This is a genomic window from Saccharopolyspora thermophila (genome assembly GCF_014646075.1).
Lineage (GTDB): Bacteria > Actinomycetota > Actinomycetes > Mycobacteriales > Pseudonocardiaceae > Saccharopolyspora > Saccharopolyspora thermophila.
Genome location: NZ_BMMT01000017.1, coordinates 101,290 through 118,003 on the forward strand (window position 1 = coordinate 101,290; position 16,714 = coordinate 118,003).

The following is a 16,714-nucleotide window of genomic DNA, read 5'->3' on the forward strand; positions in this document are numbered from 1 at the left end:
CGGGCCGGTCGGTATGCTGGAACCTCGTGGTCGAACTGGTTGAACAGCAGCGCTCCGAACTCGCGAGCCTGGTCAAGGAACTCGCCGTGGTGCACGGCCGGGTCACGTTGTCCTCCGGTAAGGAGGCCGACTACTACGTCGATCTGCGCCGCGCGACGCTGCACCACCGGGCCGCGCCGCTGATCGGGCGCCTGCTGCGGCAGCTCACCGCCGACTGGGACTTCTCCGCGGTCGGCGGGCTGACCCTCGGCGCCGACCCGGTCGCGACGGCCATGATGCACGCCGAAGGCCGCCCGCTCGACTCGTTCGTGGTGCGCAAGAGCGCCAAGACGCACGGTATGCAGCGGCTCATCGAGGGCCCCGACGTCAGCGGCCGCCGGGTGCTCGCCGTCGAGGACACCTCCACCACCGGCGGCAGCGTCCTCACCGCCGTCAACGCGCTGCGTGAGAATGGCGCCGAGGTCGTCGGCGTGGCGACCGTCGTGGACCGTGACACCGGTGCCCGCGAGGCGATCGAGGCGGCCGGGCTGCCGTATCGCTCCCTGCTCGGGCTGGCCGACCTCGGGTTGGCGTGAGCCGGTCCGCGGAGCCGCTCGGCCCGGCGGCACACGAATCCGGAGACAGGGTTGTGCGTGAGGACGTCGGCCCCACCGAGTGGGGCACCACCGTCGGCGTCGGCCCGTGGGAGGGTCCGTGGCCGGCCGACGACCGCTACGACCCGGAACTGCTGGAGCACGGCGACCGGCGCAACGTCGTCGACCACTACCGGTACTGGCGGCGCGAGGCGATCGTGGCCGACCTCGACCGGCGGCGGCACGACTTCCACGTGGCCATCGAGAACTTCCAGCACGACCACAACATCGGCACGGTGGTGCGCACCGCCAACGCGTTCGCCGCGGCGGCCGTGCACATCGTGGGGCGGCGGCGCTGGAACCGGCGCGGCGCGATGGTCACCGACCGGTACCAGCACATCCACCACCACCCCGACCTGGCGTCGCTGCTCGACTACGCACGGGAGAACGACCTCGCCCTGGTCGCGGTGGAGAACACCGTCGGCGCGTGCCCGATCGAGCGGACCACGCTGCCGCGCCGCTGCGTGCTGCTGTTCGGGCAGGAGGGCCCGGGCCTGCGCGAGGAGTCCCGGCGTGACGCCGACCTGGTCGTCTCGATCGCCCAGTTCGGCTCCACCCGCTCCATCAACGCGGGCGTCGCGGCGGGCATCGTCATGCACACCTGGATCGAGCAGCACGCGGATCTGGCCGCCGCCTGGTGACCCCGCGCGGGGCCAGCGCCGCCGGCGCGGACCCCACGGACCCCGCGATCAGTTGGCGGCGTCGCGGGCCTTCGCCCGGCGCCCCTTGACGTACTCGATGACGATCGGGATGACCGAGACCAGCACGATCACGATGGCCATCGCCTCGAGATTGTTCTTGATCCACGGGATGTTGCCGAGGAAGAAACCGAGCACGGTCATGCTCACGGTCCACGCCACACCGCCGATCGCGGAGTAGGTGAAGAACTTCTTCTGGTCCATCTGCGCGACCCCGGCGACCGCGGTGATGAACGTCCGCACGATCGGCACGAACCGCGCCAGGATGATCGCCCGCGCCCCGTAGCGCTCGAAGAACTCGTGCGTCTTGTCCACGTGCTCGCGCTTGAACAGCTTCGAGTCCGGCTTGTTGAACAGCGACGGCCCGACCTTGCGGCCGATCCAGTACCCGGTCACGTTGCCCACGAACGCGCACACCGCCAGCAACGCGCACACCAACCAGATCGGGGTGTCGATCGCGCCGGTGGCCACGAACAGGCCGGTGACGAACAGCAGCGAGTCGCCCGGCAGGAAGAACCCGATGAGCAGACCGCACTCGGCGAAGATGATCAGGCACACGCCGATCAGCGCGAAGGGTCCCAGGGAGCTGATGATGTGCTCGGGGTCCAGCCAGTCCGGCAGCAGAGCGAGCGCGGGTGTGTTCGCGGCGGTGTTGACAATCGCGGGCATCACGGTCGCCAACGGTACCGTGAGCGCCTTGACGGCGGTTGTCGGGCGAGTGACGTCTCAACCCGTTCGGCAACCCGGGGTGCCGCCGCGGGTCAGCCGACGGAGTAGACGAGGGTGAGCACGCCGCCGACGGCCCCGGCCAGCAGCCCCAGGACCACGGCGAACACCAGCACCCCCACCACCGGCAGCCGCCTACGGCGCGGTGCGGGCGGAGGCGGCGGAGCCGCGCCGGGGCTGCCGTTGGCCTGCGCGCGGAGCGCGGCGGACAGCAGGTGCGAAGGATCAGGAGCGGTCACGCCCCGAGCGTAGTGGGGGACCGGGATCCCGACGCCCCGTCGCGGCGCGCCCCCGACAGGCTGACGTCGTGGTGACCGGAGTCAGGCCGGGGTGGAGAGCCAGGTGCCGTCCTTCATCACCGCGTCCAGGCGGAGGTCGTCGTCCAGGACCACCAGGTCGGCCGCCAGGCCGGGGCAGATGGCGCCCGTGCGGTCGCCGAGGCCCAGCAGCTCCGCGGGCTTGGTCGCCGCGGCCGCGACCGCCGCGGGCACCGTCAACCCGCACGCGGTCACCAGGTTGCGGAACGCGACGTCCATGGTCAGCGTGCTGCCCGCCAGCGAGCCGTCGGCCAGCCGCGGCTCCCCGCCGGTCACCGTCACCGGGAGTTTGCCCAGTTCGTAGGTGCCGTCCCCGGCCGCGGTCGCGCTGATGGCGTCGGTGACCAGCACCGTCCGGTCGGTGCCCGCGTGCGAGGCGGCGAGCGTGACGATCGCCGGGTGCAGGTGCACCAGGTCGCAGATCAGCTCGACGGTGACCCGCTCGTCCTCCAGCAGCACCCCGATCGGCCCCGGCTCGCGGTGGTGCAGCGGGCGCATCGCGTTGAACAGGTGCGTCGCCACCGACGCGCCCGCCTCCACGGCGGGCACCACCTGCTCTAGCGCCGCGTCGGTGTGGCCGACGGCGGCGATCACGCCGTGGTCGACGAGCTGGCGGACCGCGTTGACCGAGTTCGGCAGCTCCGGTGCCAGCGTCACCATCCGCACCGCGCCGCGTCCGGCGTCCAGCAGCTGCTGCACCGCGGCGGTCTCCGGCGCCCGCAGGATCGCCGGGTCGTGCGCGCCGCACCGCGCGGCGGACAGGAACGGGCCCTCCAGGTGGATGCCGGCCAGCTGGCCGTCGGCCACCAGGTCGCCGAGGGTACTGATCTGCTTGGCCAGGTCGGGCAGCGGGGCCGAGACGAGGCTGGCCAGCATGGTCGTCGTGCCGTGCTCCCGGTGGGTGCGGATCGCGGTCCGGGCCTGCTCGACGTCGAGGCTGGTGAACGAGCCGCCGCCACCGCCGTGGCAGTGGATGTCGACGAAACCGGGCACCAACCAGCGCCCACCGAGGTCGACGGACGCCCCGGCCGGCGCCTCGCCGGAGCCGACCTCGGTGATCTTCCCGGCCGAAACCCGGACCCAACCGCGGTCCTGCACCCCGTCGGGGGTGACGACCCGCGCGCCGGCGAGGATCGATTCGGGAGCGTTCACGGTGTTACCAACCCTTCCGTCGCCAGCAGCGCTGCCCCGTGTGTGCGGTCACGCCGACGATCCTCCGCTACCAACCGCCGGTGGTCTACACCAAATCTGTGTGTCCTTCGCGACCTCGCCACGCGCCGGCGATCAGCCGCCGATGAGCTTCTGCAGCGCCGCCAGTCCGCGGCTCGCCGTCGACTTCACGGTGCCCCGCGAGATCCCGGTGGCCTCGGCGATCTCCGCTTCCGACAGGTCGCCGTAGTAGCGCAGCACCAGCACCTCCCGCTGCCGCCGCGGCAGCTTCGCCAGCGCGGCCACCACGGCCTGGTGCTCCGCGGTCAACATCGCCAGCGACTCCGCGGACCGGGCGTCGGTCTGGTGCGGCGGCTGGTACTCGCGGGCGGTCTTGCGGCGGCGCAGCACCGACCGGCTGCCGTTGACCACCGCCGTGCGCAGGTACCCGATCGCTGCCCGGGCGTCGCGCAGCCCGGACCAGTTCCGGTAGAGCCCGGTGAACGCCTCCTGCACCACGTCCTCGGCCGTCGCCGGGTCGTCCACCAGCAGGATCGCCAACCGCACCATCCGCATGCGCTGCTGGCGGTACAGGTCCTCAAGGGTCAGCGGTCGGCCCGGGATCTCCGCGGAGGGCGCATCCAGTGCGCGCAGGTGGCCCAGGGTCTGCTCGACGGTCCGCTCGACTCTGCGTGAATCACCGGGCATGATCGGAAACCTACCGGCAGACGGCCGCCGCCCATCCCTCGACCGGGTAGCGTCGATACGGATCGGTAATCGACGACGGAGGTGTCGGACATGGCCAGGTTCGCGGTCGAGCTGGTGTACGGCGAGGACCAGGAGCACCGCCTGCGGGTGCGCCCCGCCCACCGGGAGTACTCCCGCGGGCTGGCCGAGCGCGGGGTGCTGCTCGCCGGCGGGCCGTTCGCCGACCAGACGGGCGCGCTGATCATCTACGAGGCGGCCGACCGCGACGAGCTGCAGAAGATCCTCGACGCTGACCCCTACACCGAGGCCGGGGTGATCGCGAAGACCACCATTCGCGAATGGGAGCTCGTCACCGGTTCGTGGCTGTAGCCGCCGGGCCCGCGACGTGTGAATATGTCCACAGGATTCGTCCGGTTCTGAATCCTGTCACTGGCTTTCCAAAACAGCCCAGACTGGGGCACTGTGACGCGAAAGTGTGGCGCCGTTCGCGACGCGTCCGCTGGTTGCGGGCGCGGCCGTAGGATGCTGCGCAACTCCCCGTCACCAAGACTGACTCCACCGAGGAGGACGACCGATGCCCATCGCGACCCCCGAGGTCTACGCGGAGATGCTGGACCGGGCGAAGGCAGGCGAGTTCGCCTACCCGGCCATCAACGTGACCTCGTCGGAGACGCTCAACGCGGCGCTACGCGGGTTCGCCGAGGCCGAGAGTGACGGCATCATCCAGATCTCCACCGGGGGCGCCGAGTTCGCCTCCGGCACCAAGGTCAAGGACATGGTCACCGGTGCCACCGCGATGGCCGAGTTCGCCCACGTGGTGGCCGCCAAGTACCCGGTGAACATCGCCCTGCACACCGACCACTGCCCGAAGGACAAGCTGGACGGCTTCGTCCGCCCGCTGATCCAGATCAGCCAGGAGCGGGTCAACCGCGGCGAGAACCCGCTGTTCCAGTCGCACATGTGGGACGGCTCGGCGATCGACCTGGACGAGAACCTGCAGATCGCCCAGGAGCTGCTGGAGCTGACGGCCAAGGCCAAGCTGATCCTGGAGCTGGAGGTCGGCGTCGTCGGCGGCGAGGAGGACGGCGTCGCCAACGACATCAACGAGAAGCTCTACACCGCGCCCGGTGACTACGAGAAGACCGTGGACGCCCTCGGCACCGGCGAGAAGGGCCGCTACCTGCTGGCCGCGACGTTCGGCAACGTGCACGGCGTGTACAAGCCGGGCAACGTCAAGCTGCGCCCGGAGATCCTCAAGCGGGGCCAGGAGGTGGCGAGCGAGAAGCTGGGCCTGCCCGCCGGCTCGAAGCCGTTCGACCTGGTCTTCCACGGCGGCTCCGGCTCGCTGCTCGAGGAGATCCACGAGGCGGTGTCCTACGGTGTGGTGAAGATGAACATCGACACCGACACCCAGTACGCCTTCACCCGCCCGGTCGCGGACCACATGTTCAAGAACTACGACGGTGTGCTCAAGGTGGACGGGGAGGTCGGCAACAAGAAGACCTACGACCCGCGCAGCTACCTCAAGGCCGCCGAGCAGTCGATGGCCGCCCGCGTGGCCAACGCCTGCGAGACGCTGAAGTCGGCCGGCCGCATGCTCGCCGGCTGATCCGATCCCGAATGCAGGGCACCTCCGGCCAACCCGGTCGGGGGTGCCCTTCGCGCGTCATCGGGTCGGGTGCCGGATCGGGCGCCGCCGCACCTGACAGGATTAAGCCATGACGAGGAACCTGTTGGAACCGCCGGAAACCCTGCTGCCGGCGAACGAGGCCGCGCAGGCCGAGCTCGCCGCGGGCACCGACCCGGCCGTGGTCGCCGCACACCACCCGGCGTTCAGCGCCGCGTGGGCCGCGCTCGCCGAGACGGCCCTGGCCGCCGGGGAGAACATCACGGCCTACGCCTACGCCCGCACCGGCTACCACCGGGGCCTGGACGCGCTGCGCAAGGCCGGGTGGAAGGGCTTCGGCCCGGTGCCGTGGCGGCACGAGCCGAACCAGGGCGTGCTGCGGTCCATCGCGGCGCTGGCCCGGGCGGCGAAGGCGATCGGCGAGGACGACGAGTTCGACCGCTGCCGCCAGCTGCTCCTCGACAGCGACCCGGCGGCGGTGGAGGCCACCGGCCTGGCCTGACCCGAGGCGGTGGGTCGCGGTTCCGGCGGGAGCCGCGACCCATCACCGGTGAGGATCACTGCCCGCGGCGGTCGGTCGCGCCCGCCCGTCAAGGACAATGTCCGGCGTGCATCGACTGCGCGAGGAACTCAGCCGCCGCCTGCGCCGCCTGCTGCGCACCGGCGTGCCGATCGTGCAGTGCGCCGTGGCGGCCGGGCTCGCGTGGTTCCTGGCGCACCACGTGGTGGGGCACCCGGCGCCGTTCTTCGCGCCCATCGCCGCGGTCATCTCGCTCGGCGTGTCGCTGGGCCAGCGGATGCGGCGCGCCCTCGAACTCGTCGTCGGCGTCAGCATCGGGGTCGGCGTCGGGGACGTCCTGATCTCGTTCATCGGCACCGGGCCGTGGCAGATCGCGCTCGTCGTGGCGCTGGCCATGAGCACCGCCGTGCTGCTGGACAGCGGCGTCGTGATCGTGCTGCAGGCGGCGTCATCGTCGGTGCTGGTCGCAACCCTGCTGCCGCCCGTCACCGCGGGCGGGCTGACGCGCATGATCGACGCCGCGATCGGCGGCCTGGTCGGGTTCGTGGTCGCCGCGCTGCTGCCCGCCAACCCGCTCACCGTCGCGCACCGCAACGGGCGGCTGGTGCTCGGCGCCCTCGCGGACGCCCTGCGCGGGGTGGCCGGTGCCGTGGCCCGGCAGGACCGGGAGAGGGCCGGCGACGTGCTGGCGAAGGCGCGCAAGAGCCAGAAGTTCGTCGAGGAGTTCCGCGCCGCGCTGGAAGCGGGTGCGGAGATCGCGCGCTTCGCACCGATCCGCTGGCGGCGCCGCGGCGACCTGGAGCGCTACGAGACCGCCGCGACACCGATCGACCGGGCCCTGCGCAACACCCGGGTCCTCGCCCGCCGCGCGCTCGCCGCGCTGCGGGACGGCGAGCCGGTGCCGCGACCGCTGCCGGGGTTGCTGGAGGAACTGGCGGGCGTGGTGGTGTTGCTGCGCGACGAGTTGGCCAGCGGGGTGGACCCGCTGCAGGCGCGGGAAGCCGCCCGGTCGGTGGCCAGGCGGTCGACGGTCGAGCTGCTCGGGGACGGCGACTTCTCGATGCAGGTGGTGGTGATGCAGGTGCGGTCGATCGCGGTCGACCTGCTGCAGGCGACCGGCCTCAGTCGGACCGAGGCGATCGCGGCCCTCCCTCCGCTCCACCCCGAGCAGCAGAAGTAACCCCGGGGCCGGCGTCGCCGGGATCAGCCGTGGAGGTGGGCGGTGGGGCGGTTCAGGACCGCCACCAGGGCCGCGTGCAGCGGTTCGTGGTCGCGCGGGTCGTACAGGCGGCAGTCCGCCGCCGAGATCCGGTACCACTCCTCGGCCCCCGCGTAGCGGATCCACACCCGGACCTCGCCGTTTGTGCACGAGGTGGCCAGTTCCAGGTCACCGGTGATGACCCCGACCTCGTCGGTCATCACACCACCCGGCGGTGCCGTCACCGGCGATCGCAGCGCCCGGTCGTTCGGAGCAGACATCGAACCGTTCCTTCCGCGCGGTGCGGACACCGCCAGTATGTCGCGGTGGCACCGCGCATACCCGGCCGTGCTCCCGCCGGCGGCGACCCCGACCGCGGCGCCGCTCGATCGGGGGCGTCAGCAGGTGCCGAGGGCCTTCTCCAGGGCGCTCTTCTCCGCTTCGGTGATGGTCAGGCCGTACCTGTGCTTGGTGCCCACCCACATCGACGCGTACGTGCAGTGGTAGCTCGCCGCCGGCGGCATCCACTTGTCCGGCGTCTGGTCGCCCTTCTCCTGGTTGACGTTGTCGGTCACCGCGATCAGCTGCGGGCCCTCCAGGTCGTTGGCGAACTGCTGACGCTTCTCCTGCGTCCACTGCGCGGCACCGGAGCGCCACGCGGCGGCCAGCGGCACGACGTGGTCGATGTCCACATCGGACGGCCGAGTCCAGGTTGCACCGTCGTACGGGCTGGTCCAGCTGCCGGAGGTGGGGTAGCAGTCCGAGCCGACCTGCACGTTCTCCCCGTCCCGCCTGAGCACCGACTCGCGGGTGTTGCAGTTGTCCGGCCCCTCGATCCAGTGCGGGAACTTCTCGCGGCTGTAGCCGTCCATCGAACCTTCTGGCGCCACCGTCAGCTCGCCGAGCTGGGTCTTCGCGGTCGCCGGGTCGGGGATGCCGGGAGGTTCGGCGGTGGCCGGGCTCGCCAGGGCGAGACCGAGGGCGGCGGCGAGGGGCAGGGCGGTCAGGGGGGCGCGCGGCGTTCGGTGGGCTCTCATGGCTTCCTCCGCGTGGGCGTGTCGCCGATGTCGGGTTGACCTTGGCCCACGCGGGTGACCGGAGCAATGCCGAACCGTGGCCTGCGGGTGATCTGGCGGGAAACCGCCACCGATCGGGGCAAGCGGCGGACTTTCGCGCCGGCCGACACCCCAGCGGCTTCCGCACCGCGGAAACCGTCCCAACTGTGGGCAAGTTGGAGTCCGGGCCGCTCGGCGAAGTCCGTGCGGCTCAGCGGGCCACCTGGAGGTCCTCGGTGTGGCGGTACCAGACCCACTTCTCCACCGGCCGCGGGTGCGCCACCCCGTCCCGCAGCACCGTCGCGGACCGGAAGCTCGCCTGTGCCGCGCGACCGCGGGCGACGTCCCGGCGCCGTCGCCACAGCCCGCGCCGGACCACGGTGACCCGCAACCCGTCCGTCGCCGGTTCCAGCGTCGTGCTCAGCGGGTCCGAGGTCGGCTCCGGCAACGGCGCGGCATCCGGGTCCGGCGACACCGACAGGGTCAGCGCGCTACCGTTGAGCACCAGCTCGTCGTCGCAGTACACCTGCCCGGTGATCGGCTCGATCACCCCCGAACCGACCAGCACCCCGCCCGCGTCGTCGCGGACCAGCGCGGCCGGGCGCGGCTCCGCGGTCAGCGCGCGCTCGAAGTCGCCCACCGTCAGTCCCCACAGCCGCGCGGCCGGGGACGGCGCCACCGGCACGTACCCCACGACCAGGTCGGCCAGCCGGTTCTTGCGGAGCAGCCGCAGCACCACCGCCGCCAGGTCGGCGTCCGTGCCGTGCACCACCAGCCGGTCCGAGGCGTCGGCGAGCAGCGGATCCAGCTCCTCGCGGCCCGGCGCGGCCGGGAGATCGAACCATCGCACACCGTCACCATCCGGGCGCGCTGCGCGGTCGACATTTCCGCAGGACAATGCGGTCGTACTCACGTTTCGCTCCTGGTTTACCCTGATCGACCGGCATACCCCGTGGTGGGAGCGGGCGAAGCGTGCGGTCACGCTGGCGACCACCCAGTCCAGGTTGGAGTTTCACATGCCGGCGATCGTGCTGATCGGCGCCCAGTGGGGCGACGAAGGCAAGGGTAAGGCGACCGACCTGCTCGGCGAGCAGGCGCAGTGGGTCGTCCGATACCAGGGCGGCAACAACGCGGGGCACACCGTGGTGCTGCCCGACGGGCAGGACTTCGCCCTGCACCTCATCCCCTCGGGCATCCTCACCCCCGGGGTGACCAACGTGATCGGCAACGGCGTCGTGGTCGACCCGGGCGTTCTGCTGGAGGAGCTGGCCGGGCTCCAGGCCCGCGGCGTGGACACCTCCCGGCTGCTGGTCTCCGCCGACGCCCACCTGATCATGCCGTACCACGTGGCGATCGACCGGGTCACCGAGCGCTACCTGGGCAAGAAGCAGATCGGCACCACCGGTCGCGGCATCGGGCCCTGCTACCAGGACAAGATCGCCCGGGTCGGGGTCCGCGTGCAGGACCTGCTGGACGAGAAGATCCTGCGGCAGAAGGTCGAGGCCGCGCTGGACGTCAAGAACCAGATCCTGGTCAAGGTCTACAACCGGCGCGCGATGGACGTCGACGAGGTCGTCGACACCGTGCTCTCCCAGGGCGAGCAGTTCGCCAGCCGCATCGCCGACACCACGCTGCTGATCAACCAGGCGCTGGACCGCGGCGAGACGGTGCTGCTGGAGGGCTCGCAGGGCACCCTGCTGGACGTCGACCACGGCACCTACCCGTTCGTGACCTCCTCGAACCCAACCGCGGGTGGCGCCTGCGCAGGCTCCGGCATTGGGCCGACCAAGATCAACGCGGTGATCGGCATCCTGAAGGCGTACACCACCCGCGTCGGGGCCGGTCCGTTCCCCACCGAGCTCACCGACGAGGCGGGCGAGAACCTGCGCAAGCAGGGCGGCGAGTTCGGCGTCACCACCGGCCGCTCGCGGCGCACCGGCTGGTTCGACGCGGTCATCGCGCGCTACGCGACCCGCGTCAACGGCATCACCGACTACTTCCTGACCAAGCTGGACGTGCTGTCCGGGTTGGAGACCATCCCGATCTGCGTGGCCTACGACGTGGACGGCGAGCGGGTCGCCGAGATGCCGATGACGCAGACCGGCGTGCATCACGCGGTGCCGGTGTACGAGGAGATGCCGGGCTGGTCGGAGGACATCAGCGGGGCCCGCACCTTCGAGGACCTGCCCGCCAACGCCCGCGCCTACGTCAAGCGCATCGAGGAGCTGGCCGGCGCGCGGATCTCGGCCATCGGCGTCGGTCCGGGCCGCGACCAGACGATCGTCCGCCACACCATGGCGTGACCGCGGAGCCCGCGGCAGCGTCAGCTGGCGGCCGATCGTGGCGGGGCGATCACCGCGCCCGGCACGCTCGCCGAGCGCGCCGGGACGGCGGCGGTTTCCTCGCGGGCGTGGACGGCCACGTCCGGCTGGTCGGCGAAGATGCCGTCGACGCCCTGCGCCAGCAGGAGCTCGCAGTAGCCGACCACGTCACCCCACTCCGCCGGGTTCCGGGATGACTGGAAGTCCGCGGGCAGGAAGGTGTTCTCCGCACGCAGCGTGTACGGCACCACCCGGAGGCCGGCCGCGTGCGCGTCCGGTACCAGCGACGTCGGATCGGTCAACCGGTTCTGGTCGTCCACCGGGAGGATCATCGACGACTCCGGCGACACCCACTGCGCGTAGGTGGCGATCTCCCGCAGCCCCTCCGGGGTCACCATGTCGGCGTAGGTGCGCGGGTCGCCGGCCTCGACGAAGTCCGGTGGCGCACCCTCCTTCGACACCAGCTGCACCAGGTCGGTGCGCAGCTCGCCGCGGAGCCACCTGAGGTTGCCCACCTCGAACGACTGCACCGCGACCCTGGCGTTCGACCGGTTCAGCCCGTTGCGGGTGAGGGCGTTGACCAGACCCGGTTCCAGCGGCAGCCCGATCGCGGCGAAGTAGCTCGGGTGCTTGGTCTCCGGGGCGACGCCGATCTCCCGGCCCAGCTCCCGCGACAGGCGCGCCCGCAGATCCAGGACCTCCTGGAACGTCGGCACCTCGAACCGGCCGTCGTAGATCGTGTTGTGCGGCCGGATGTCCGGGATGCGTTCCTTGGCGCGCAGGGTTTTCAGCTCGGCGAGGGTGAAGTCCTCGGTGAACCACCCGGTCAGCTGCTTACCGTCGATGACCTTGGTGGTCCGGCGGTCGGCGAACTCGGGGTGCTCGGCGACGTCGGTGGTGCCGCCGATCTCGTTCTCGTGCCGGGCCACCAGTACGCCGTCCCTGGTGGACACCAGGTCGGGCTCGATGTGGTCGGCGCCCAGCCGCGCGGCCAGCTCGTAGGCCGCCAGGGTGTGCTCCGGCCGGTATCCGGAGGCGCCCCGGTGCCCGAAGACCTCGACAGCGGTCTGGGTGGGCGGAGCGGCGGCCAGCGGCGCCTGGGACACCAGGCCCAGGGCCACCGCGGCGACGACGGCCAGTGCCGTCACGCGTGCTCGGACTGTCATGGCACCTCCACGTGGATCTCCGGCGCGGCGCGCGCCGATCAAGGCCGCACGTTCCCGCGGCACACCGGTCGGCGCAACCAACCATTCGCGCAAGCGGGTGTGACGCGCCGTTGACGTCCGCGTGACCGGCGCGGATCGCCGGAGTGACAAGTGATCCGGTCGCGGGCCCGCAACGGTTTCGCGAGGATTGCGGGGGCCGCGCCGAAAGTGGCGGGCCGCACGCTCTACGCTGCGGTTTGTGCGAATTCTCGTGATCGGTGGCGGTGGCCGGGAACACGCGATCGTGCTGGCGCTGTCCCGCGACCCGTCCGTGACCGCGCTGGCCTGCGCGCCGGGCAACGCGGGTACGGCTGCGCTCGCCGAGAGCTACAGCGTCGACGTCGCCAAACCCGCCGCGGTGGCCGAGCTGGCCACCAAGTGGCGCGCTGACCTCGTCGTGTTCGGGCCCGAAACGCCGCTGGTCGCGGGCGCGGCCGACGCGGTCCGGGCGGCTGGCATCGCGTGCTTCGGCCCGTCCAAGGCAGCGGCCCGCATCGAGGGCTCCAAGGCGTTCGCCAAGGACGTGATGCTCGCGGCCGGGGTGCCGACCGCGCACAGCGAGGTGGTGGACAACCCGGCGAAGCTCGATGCCGCGCTGGCGCACTTCGGGCCGACCTGGGTGGTCAAGGACGACGGTCTCGCCGCCGGCAAGGGCGTGCTGGTGACCACCGACTTCGACGCCGCGCGGGCGCACGCGCTCAGGCTGCTCGACGGCGGCCACCCGGTGCTGCTGGAGTCGTACCTGGACGGTCCCGAGGCGTCGCTGTTCTGCTTCGTCGACGGCACCACCGTGGTCCCGCTGCTGCCCGCCCAGGACTTCAAGCGCGTCGGCGACGGCGACGCGGGCCCGAACACCGGCGGCATGGGCGCCTACGCGCCGCTGCCGTGGGCACCGGACGACCTGGTCGACACCGTCGTGCGCACCATCGTGCAGCCGACCGTCGACGAGCTGGCGCGGCGCGGCACGCCGTTCTCCGGCCTGCTGTATGCGGGGCTGGCGCTGACCTCCAGCGGCCCGCAGGTGATCGAGTTCAACTGCCGCTTCGGCGACCCCGAGACCCAGGCGGTGCTGGCGCTGCTGCACACGCCGCTGGCCTCGCTGTTCAACGCCGTCGCGCACGGCAAGCTCGCCGAGCACCCGCCGCTGGAGTGGGAACCCGGTGCCGCGGTGACCGTCGTGGTCGCCGCCGAGGGCTACCCGGGGCGGCCGCGGGTGGACGACGTGATCCAGGGCAGCGATGGGCAGGGCATCCTGCACTCGGGCACCCGGCGGCGCGAGGACGGCGCGGTGCTGTCCTCCGGCGGCCGCGTGCTGTCGGTGGTGGCCACCGGTCCCGACCTCGCGGCCGCGCGGGACGAGGCGTACCGGCGGGTCGCGAGTGTGCACCTGCCCGGCTCGCACCACCGCACCGACATCGCGCTCCGCGCGGTCCGCGGCGAGATCACCATCCCCACCGCCTGACCCCCGGCATTCCGGTCAAATCCGCCCGGTGTCGGGAAAACCCCGTCACCGGGCGGAATTTTCTGGTGTTCTTGCTCTTGGCCGCGTGCATCCGCGGCACCCGCTGGCGTGCGGGGTGAGCAGGAGGAGGAGTTGTGTCCCAGGCGGGCTACAACGTGGAAGCTCTGGAGGACTGCCGGGCCGAGCTGGACGGCAAGGCAGGTCCGGTCGGGGCGGTGGGAGACGGCTTCGAGGGACAGCACGTCGACGCGGCGATCTTCGGCCAGCTGGATGCGGCGGGCTCGTTCGCGTCCGCGATCACCGAGTTCGACGCCACCGCCAAGCGCCAGTTCGACGCCGCCGAGCAGCTGCTGCGCAGTGCCAGCAGCGCCCTCGACGCGGTGCGCACCACCATGGACGAGATCGACCGCGCCAACGCCGACGCGCTGCGCTGAACTGGGGAGTCACATGGGAATTTCCGGAGAGGTGGCGGGCAAGCCCGGTGGCGGCCCGCTTGCCGAACAGCTGCGCAAGATCGAGAACGCGCGGCCGGACGCCATCCGTGCGATCGGCACCCGTTGGCGCGAGGCGGCCGGGCGGACCGGCGAGCACGGGCAGGACATCGCCCAGGCGGTGCGCGGGCTCGACGGGGCGTGGGAAGGCCGCTCTGCGGACGCCTTCGTCAGCTACATGGGCAAGGTGACCGGCGGGTTCGACAGGGCCCGCGAGGCGGTGCAGGGCTCGGCCGACGTGCTGGAGCGGGCGGCGCAGGCGGTGCAGGCCGCCAAGGACGAGGTCAACGCCATCGGCGAACGTGCGCTGGCCGACGCGCGGCGCGCCGAGCAGGCGTACGAGAAGGAGGTCGCCGCAGCCGCGGACGACGCCGCGAAGCAGGAGGCAGCGCGGCGGCGCGACGAGGCCATCACGAAGGCCATGCAGGAGCACGCCGAGGACGCGCGGGGCAAGATCGACGCCGCGAACGGCAAGCTCAACTCGGCGCTGGGCGAGCTGCGCAGCGCCGCGGCGGGGCTCACCGACGTGTTCACGTCCCTGCCGAAGGCCGGTGAGCAGCCGTTCACACCAACGCCGGGGCGGCAGACCGACTGGGAGATGACGCCGCCCGCGCACACCGGCCAGCAGTCCACCACGCCCGGCGGCGGCCCGAGCTCGTCCGGTGGCTCGGGCGGATCCGGTGGGGGCGGCGAGTACGGCGGGTCCGGTGGTTCCGGCGGTGGCGGGGGCGGTCTCGGCCCGAGCGGCGGACCGCCCGCCGGTGGGCCGCCGCCCGGCAACGTCGAGCAGTGGATCCGGGAGGCCATCAAGATCCTGCAGGCCAACGGCATCCCGGTTACCGAGGACAACATCGACGAGATCTGGACGATCATCGAGAAGGAGTCCGGCGGCAACCCGCACGCGATCAACAACTGGGACTCCAACGCCGCCAGGGGCACGCCGTCGAAGGGGCTGATGCAGTGCATCGACCCGACGTTCCAGGCGTACAAGCTGCCCGGCCACGACGACATCTGGAACCCGGTGGACAACATCATCGCCGGGGTCCGCTACACCTTCGACCGCTACGGCGGCTTCGAGAACCACCCGGGCCTGAAGTCGATGGCCCAGGGCGGCGGCTACCGCGGCTACTGACCCGCGCGCCCGGGACCGGCGATTCCAGTGGAGGTCGACGCTCCACTGGAATCGCCGGGTCGGCCACGGTGCGCGTGCTCCCGCGGCGTGTCAGCGCCGCATGCGGGGCAGGTGCCCTGGAGCAACGGGCGCCTGGCAGGCTGGGGACATGGTCGACAGCGCCACTGCACTGCGGGTCGCCGAGCGGGCGGCCGTCGAGCCGTTCCAGGTGATGGAGGTCCTGTCCGCGGCCGCCGCGCGGCAGCGGGTCAAGGGCGACGTGGTCTCGCTGGCCGCCGGTCAGCCCGGCACCCCGGCGCCGAGGGCCGTGCGCGAAGCCGCGGCGCATGCGCTGGAGCACCAGGCGCTCGGCTACACCGAGCAGCTGGGCCTGCCCGAGCTGCGCGAGGCCATCGCGGGGCACTACGACCGGTCCTACGGGCTCGCGGTGCAGCCCGAGGACGTCGTGGTGACGACCGGCGCCTCGGGTGCCTTTCTGCTGGCGTTTCTCAGCGCCTTCGACGCCGGGGACCGCGTCGCGTTGGCCCGGCCCGGCTACCCGGCCTACCGGAACATCCTGTCCGCGCTGGGCTGCGAGGTCGTCGAGCTGCCGTGCGACGAATCGACGCGCTTCCAGCCGACCGTCGCGATGCTCGACGAGCTGGACGAGCCGGTGCACGGCCTGGTGGTGGCCAGCCCGGCGAATCCGACCGGCACGGTGCTCTCCCGCGACGAGCTGGCGGGGCTGGCGCGATGGTGCCAGGAGCGCGGCGTGCAGCTGATCAGCGACGAGATCTACCACGGGCTGAGCTACGGGGATCCGCTGCACACGGCGTGGGAGTTCTCCCGCGAGTCGATCGTGGTGAACTCGTTCTCGAAGTTCTGGTCCATGACCGGCTGGCGGCTGGGGTGGATGCTGGTGCCGCCGCGGCTGCGGCGTGCGGTGGACGCGCTGACCGGGAACTTCACGCTGTGCCCGCCCGCGCTGTCGCAGCACGCGGCGGTGGCGGCATTCACCCCGGACGCGTACGCCGAGGTCAGCGGCCACGTCGAGCGGTACCGGACGAACCGTGAGCTGCTGCTGAGCGGCCTCGCCCGGCTCGGCGTCACCCGCGTGGCCCCGGCGGACGGCGCGTTCTACGCCTGGGCCGACGTCGGGCACCTCACCGAGGACGCCACCGGATTCTGCCGCGCGCTGCTCGACGCCACCGGGGTGGCCGTGGTGCCAGGGGTGGACTTCGACCCGGTGCGCGGGCAGCGCTTCGTACGGATGTCGTTCGCGGGCGCCACCAAGGACATCTCCGAAGCCCTGAACCGCCTCACCACCTGGCTGCCCACATAACCCCAAGTAACCCCACCGCCTGTCCTGCGGACGTGGGGAAGGGGTACGGGGTCAGGGGCTCAGGGGGCCCTGGGTTTTCCCTGAATTGGGGTTGTGGCGGGGTCGGTGCGGGCTGCGCTCTGGCAGGCTGGTCGGTGAGGGGGACCGACCGA

General features: G+C 72.0%; 19 protein-coding genes. 11 read left to right on the plus strand and 8 right to left on the minus strand.

Annotated elements, in window-relative coordinates:
- Positions 1–26 precede the first annotated feature (26 nt).
- Together pyrE and IEY17_RS20800 are read left to right on the plus strand one after the other, a co-directional pair.
- Positions 27–575 (plus strand): orotate phosphoribosyltransferase, encoded by a 549-nt coding sequence (gene pyrE / locus IEY17_RS20795; RefSeq protein ID WP_188990303.1) that lies wholly within the window; start codon positions 27–29, stop codon positions 573–575.
- A gap of 53 nt (positions 576–628) precedes the next feature.
- Positions 629–1,273, plus strand: coding sequence for a TrmH family RNA methyltransferase (locus IEY17_RS20800; RefSeq protein ID WP_188990305.1), 645 nt, complete (start codon positions 629–631; stop codon positions 1,271–1,273).
- 48 nt (positions 1,274–1,321) lie between these two features.
- Here the strand turns inward: IEY17_RS20800 and IEY17_RS20805 are convergent, their stop codons facing one another.
- From IEY17_RS20805 to IEY17_RS20820, 4 genes are all read right to left on the minus strand, one after another.
- Positions 1,322–1,999 (minus strand): DedA family protein, encoded by a 678-nt coding sequence (locus IEY17_RS20805; RefSeq protein ID WP_188990393.1) that lies wholly within the window; start codon positions 1,997–1,999, stop codon positions 1,322–1,324.
- Positions 2,000–2,091: 92 nt separating this feature from the next.
- Positions 2,092–2,295 (minus strand): hypothetical protein, encoded by a 204-nt coding sequence (locus IEY17_RS20810; RefSeq protein ID WP_188990307.1) that lies wholly within the window; start codon positions 2,293–2,295, stop codon positions 2,092–2,094.
- An 81-nt stretch (positions 2,296–2,376) separates the two neighbouring features.
- The gene (nagA, locus tag IEY17_RS20815) at positions 2,377–3,525 is read right to left on the minus strand and encodes an N-acetylglucosamine-6-phosphate deacetylase (RefSeq protein WP_188990309.1); all 1,149 of its coding nucleotides are present in this window, start codon (positions 3,523–3,525) and stop codon (positions 2,377–2,379) included.
- 132 nt (positions 3,526–3,657) lie between these two features.
- Positions 3,658–4,230: a SigE family RNA polymerase sigma factor gene (locus IEY17_RS20820; protein ID WP_188990311.1), complete on the minus strand. Its 573-nt coding sequence runs from the start codon at positions 4,228–4,230 to the stop codon at positions 3,658–3,660.
- 90 nt (positions 4,231–4,320) lie between these two features.
- Here IEY17_RS20820 and IEY17_RS20825 point away from each other — a divergent pair, with 90 nt between their 5' ends.
- The 4 genes from IEY17_RS20825 to IEY17_RS20840 all read left to right on the plus strand — a co-directional run bounded on the left by IEY17_RS20825 (position 4,321) and on the right by IEY17_RS20840 (position 7,557).
- Complete coding sequence (locus IEY17_RS20825) at positions 4,321–4,599, plus strand: YciI family protein (protein ID WP_188990313.1); 279 nt, start codon at positions 4,321–4,323, stop codon at positions 4,597–4,599.
- Between the two features lie 205 nt (positions 4,600–4,804).
- Entirely contained in the window at positions 4,805–5,839 is a 1,035-nt protein-coding gene (gene fbaA, locus IEY17_RS20830; protein WP_188990315.1) for a class II fructose-bisphosphate aldolase, read from the plus strand.
- A gap of 109 nt (positions 5,840–5,948) precedes the next feature.
- Positions 5,949–6,359 (plus strand): DUF3151 domain-containing protein, encoded by a 411-nt coding sequence (locus IEY17_RS20835; protein ID WP_188990317.1) that lies wholly within the window; start codon positions 5,949–5,951, stop codon positions 6,357–6,359.
- A 97-nt stretch (positions 6,360–6,456) separates the two neighbouring features.
- The gene (locus IEY17_RS20840) at positions 6,457–7,557 is read left to right on the plus strand and encodes an FUSC family protein (protein ID WP_188990319.1); all 1,101 of its coding nucleotides are present in this window, start codon (positions 6,457–6,459) and stop codon (positions 7,555–7,557) included.
- Between the two features lie 23 nt (positions 7,558–7,580).
- Here the strand turns inward: IEY17_RS20840 and IEY17_RS20845 are convergent, their stop codons facing one another.
- From IEY17_RS20845 to IEY17_RS20855, 3 genes are all read right to left on the minus strand, one after another.
- Positions 7,581–7,856 carry a hypothetical protein gene (locus tag IEY17_RS20845; protein ID WP_188990321.1) on the minus strand — a complete coding sequence of 92 codons (276 nt, stop codon included), beginning with the start codon at positions 7,854–7,856 and terminating at the stop codon, positions 7,581–7,583.
- 117 nt (positions 7,857–7,973) lie between these two features.
- Positions 7,974–8,612 carry an HNH endonuclease family protein gene (locus IEY17_RS20850; protein ID WP_188990323.1) on the minus strand — a complete coding sequence of 213 codons (639 nt, stop codon included), beginning with the start codon at positions 8,610–8,612 and terminating at the stop codon, positions 7,974–7,976.
- 229 nt (positions 8,613–8,841) lie between these two features.
- Positions 8,842–9,480, minus strand: a complete 639-nt coding sequence (locus IEY17_RS20855; RefSeq protein ID WP_229680373.1) for a hypothetical protein — start codon at positions 9,478–9,480, stop codon at positions 8,842–8,844.
- Between the two features lie 166 nt (positions 9,481–9,646).
- On the opposite strand from IEY17_RS20855, the gene IEY17_RS20860 reads away from it, so the two are divergent.
- On the plus strand, positions 9,647–10,933 hold the full coding sequence (locus IEY17_RS20860; RefSeq protein ID WP_188990327.1) for an adenylosuccinate synthase: 1,287 nt from the start codon (positions 9,647–9,649) through the stop codon (positions 10,931–10,933).
- Between the two features lie 20 nt (positions 10,934–10,953).
- Here the strand turns inward: IEY17_RS20860 and IEY17_RS20865 are convergent, their stop codons facing one another.
- Positions 10,954–12,117 carry a glycerophosphodiester phosphodiesterase gene (locus IEY17_RS20865; RefSeq protein WP_188990329.1) on the minus strand — a complete coding sequence of 388 codons (1,164 nt, stop codon included), beginning with the start codon at positions 12,115–12,117 and terminating at the stop codon, positions 10,954–10,956.
- 238 nt (positions 12,118–12,355) lie between these two features.
- On the opposite strand from IEY17_RS20865, the gene purD reads away from it, so the two are divergent.
- The 4 genes from purD (at position 12,356) to IEY17_RS20885 (ending at position 16,562) form a co-directional block, all read left to right on the plus strand.
- Positions 12,356–13,618 (plus strand): phosphoribosylamine--glycine ligase, encoded by a 1,263-nt coding sequence (purD, locus tag IEY17_RS20870; protein WP_188990331.1) that lies wholly within the window; start codon positions 12,356–12,358, stop codon positions 13,616–13,618.
- A 134-nt stretch (positions 13,619–13,752) separates the two neighbouring features.
- On the plus strand, positions 13,753–14,052 hold the full coding sequence (locus IEY17_RS20875) for a hypothetical protein (RefSeq protein ID WP_188990333.1): 300 nt from the start codon (positions 13,753–13,755) through the stop codon (positions 14,050–14,052).
- Positions 14,053–14,065: 13 nt separating this feature from the next.
- Complete coding sequence (locus IEY17_RS20880; RefSeq protein ID WP_188990335.1) at positions 14,066–15,241, plus strand: transglycosylase SLT domain-containing protein; 1,176 nt, start codon at positions 14,066–14,068, stop codon at positions 15,239–15,241.
- A gap of 148 nt (positions 15,242–15,389) precedes the next feature.
- A complete protein-coding gene (locus IEY17_RS20885) occupies positions 15,390–16,562 on the plus strand; it encodes a pyridoxal phosphate-dependent aminotransferase (protein WP_188990337.1) in 1,173 nt (390 codons plus the stop codon).
- The last annotated feature ends 152 nt before the right edge of the window (positions 16,563–16,714 follow it).

Excerpts from the sequence above, each read along its gene's own strand:
- IEY17_RS20845 (WP_188990321.1), bottom strand. The coding sequence starts at position 7,856 with ATGTCTGCTCCGAACGACCGGGCGCTGCGATCGCCGGTGACGGCACCG.
- IEY17_RS20825 (WP_188990313.1), top strand. The coding sequence starts at position 4,321 with ATGGCCAGGTTCGCGGTCGAGCTGGTGTACGGCGAGGACCAGGAGCAC.
- IEY17_RS20885 (WP_188990337.1), top strand. The coding sequence starts at position 15,390 with ATGGTCGACAGCGCCACTGCACTGCGGGTCGCCGAGCGGGCGGCCGTC.
- IEY17_RS20835 (WP_188990317.1), top strand. The coding sequence starts at position 5,949 with ATGACGAGGAACCTGTTGGAACCGCCGGAAACCCTGCTGCCGGCGAAC.
- IEY17_RS20865 (WP_188990329.1), bottom strand. The coding sequence starts at position 12,117 with ATGACAGTCCGAGCACGCGTGACGGCACTGGCCGTCGTCGCCGCGGTG.
- IEY17_RS20820 (WP_188990311.1), bottom strand. The coding sequence starts at position 4,230 with ATGCCCGGTGATTCACGCAGAGTCGAGCGGACCGTCGAGCAGACCCTG.
- IEY17_RS20805 (WP_188990393.1), bottom strand. The coding sequence starts at position 1,999 with ATGCCCGCGATTGTCAACACCGCCGCGAACACACCCGCGCTCGCTCTG.
- IEY17_RS20880 (WP_188990335.1), top strand. The coding sequence starts at position 14,066 with ATGGGAATTTCCGGAGAGGTGGCGGGCAAGCCCGGTGGCGGCCCGCTT.
- IEY17_RS20860 (WP_188990327.1), top strand. The coding sequence starts at position 9,647 with ATGCCGGCGATCGTGCTGATCGGCGCCCAGTGGGGCGACGAAGGCAAG.
- IEY17_RS20850 (WP_188990323.1), bottom strand. The coding sequence starts at position 8,612 with ATGAGAGCCCACCGAACGCCGCGCGCCCCCCTGACCGCCCTGCCCCTC.
- fbaA (WP_188990315.1), top strand. The coding sequence starts at position 4,805 with ATGCCCATCGCGACCCCCGAGGTCTACGCGGAGATGCTGGACCGGGCG.
- IEY17_RS20840 (WP_188990319.1), top strand. The coding sequence starts at position 6,457 with ATGTCCGGCGTGCATCGACTGCGCGAGGAACTCAGCCGCCGCCTGCGC.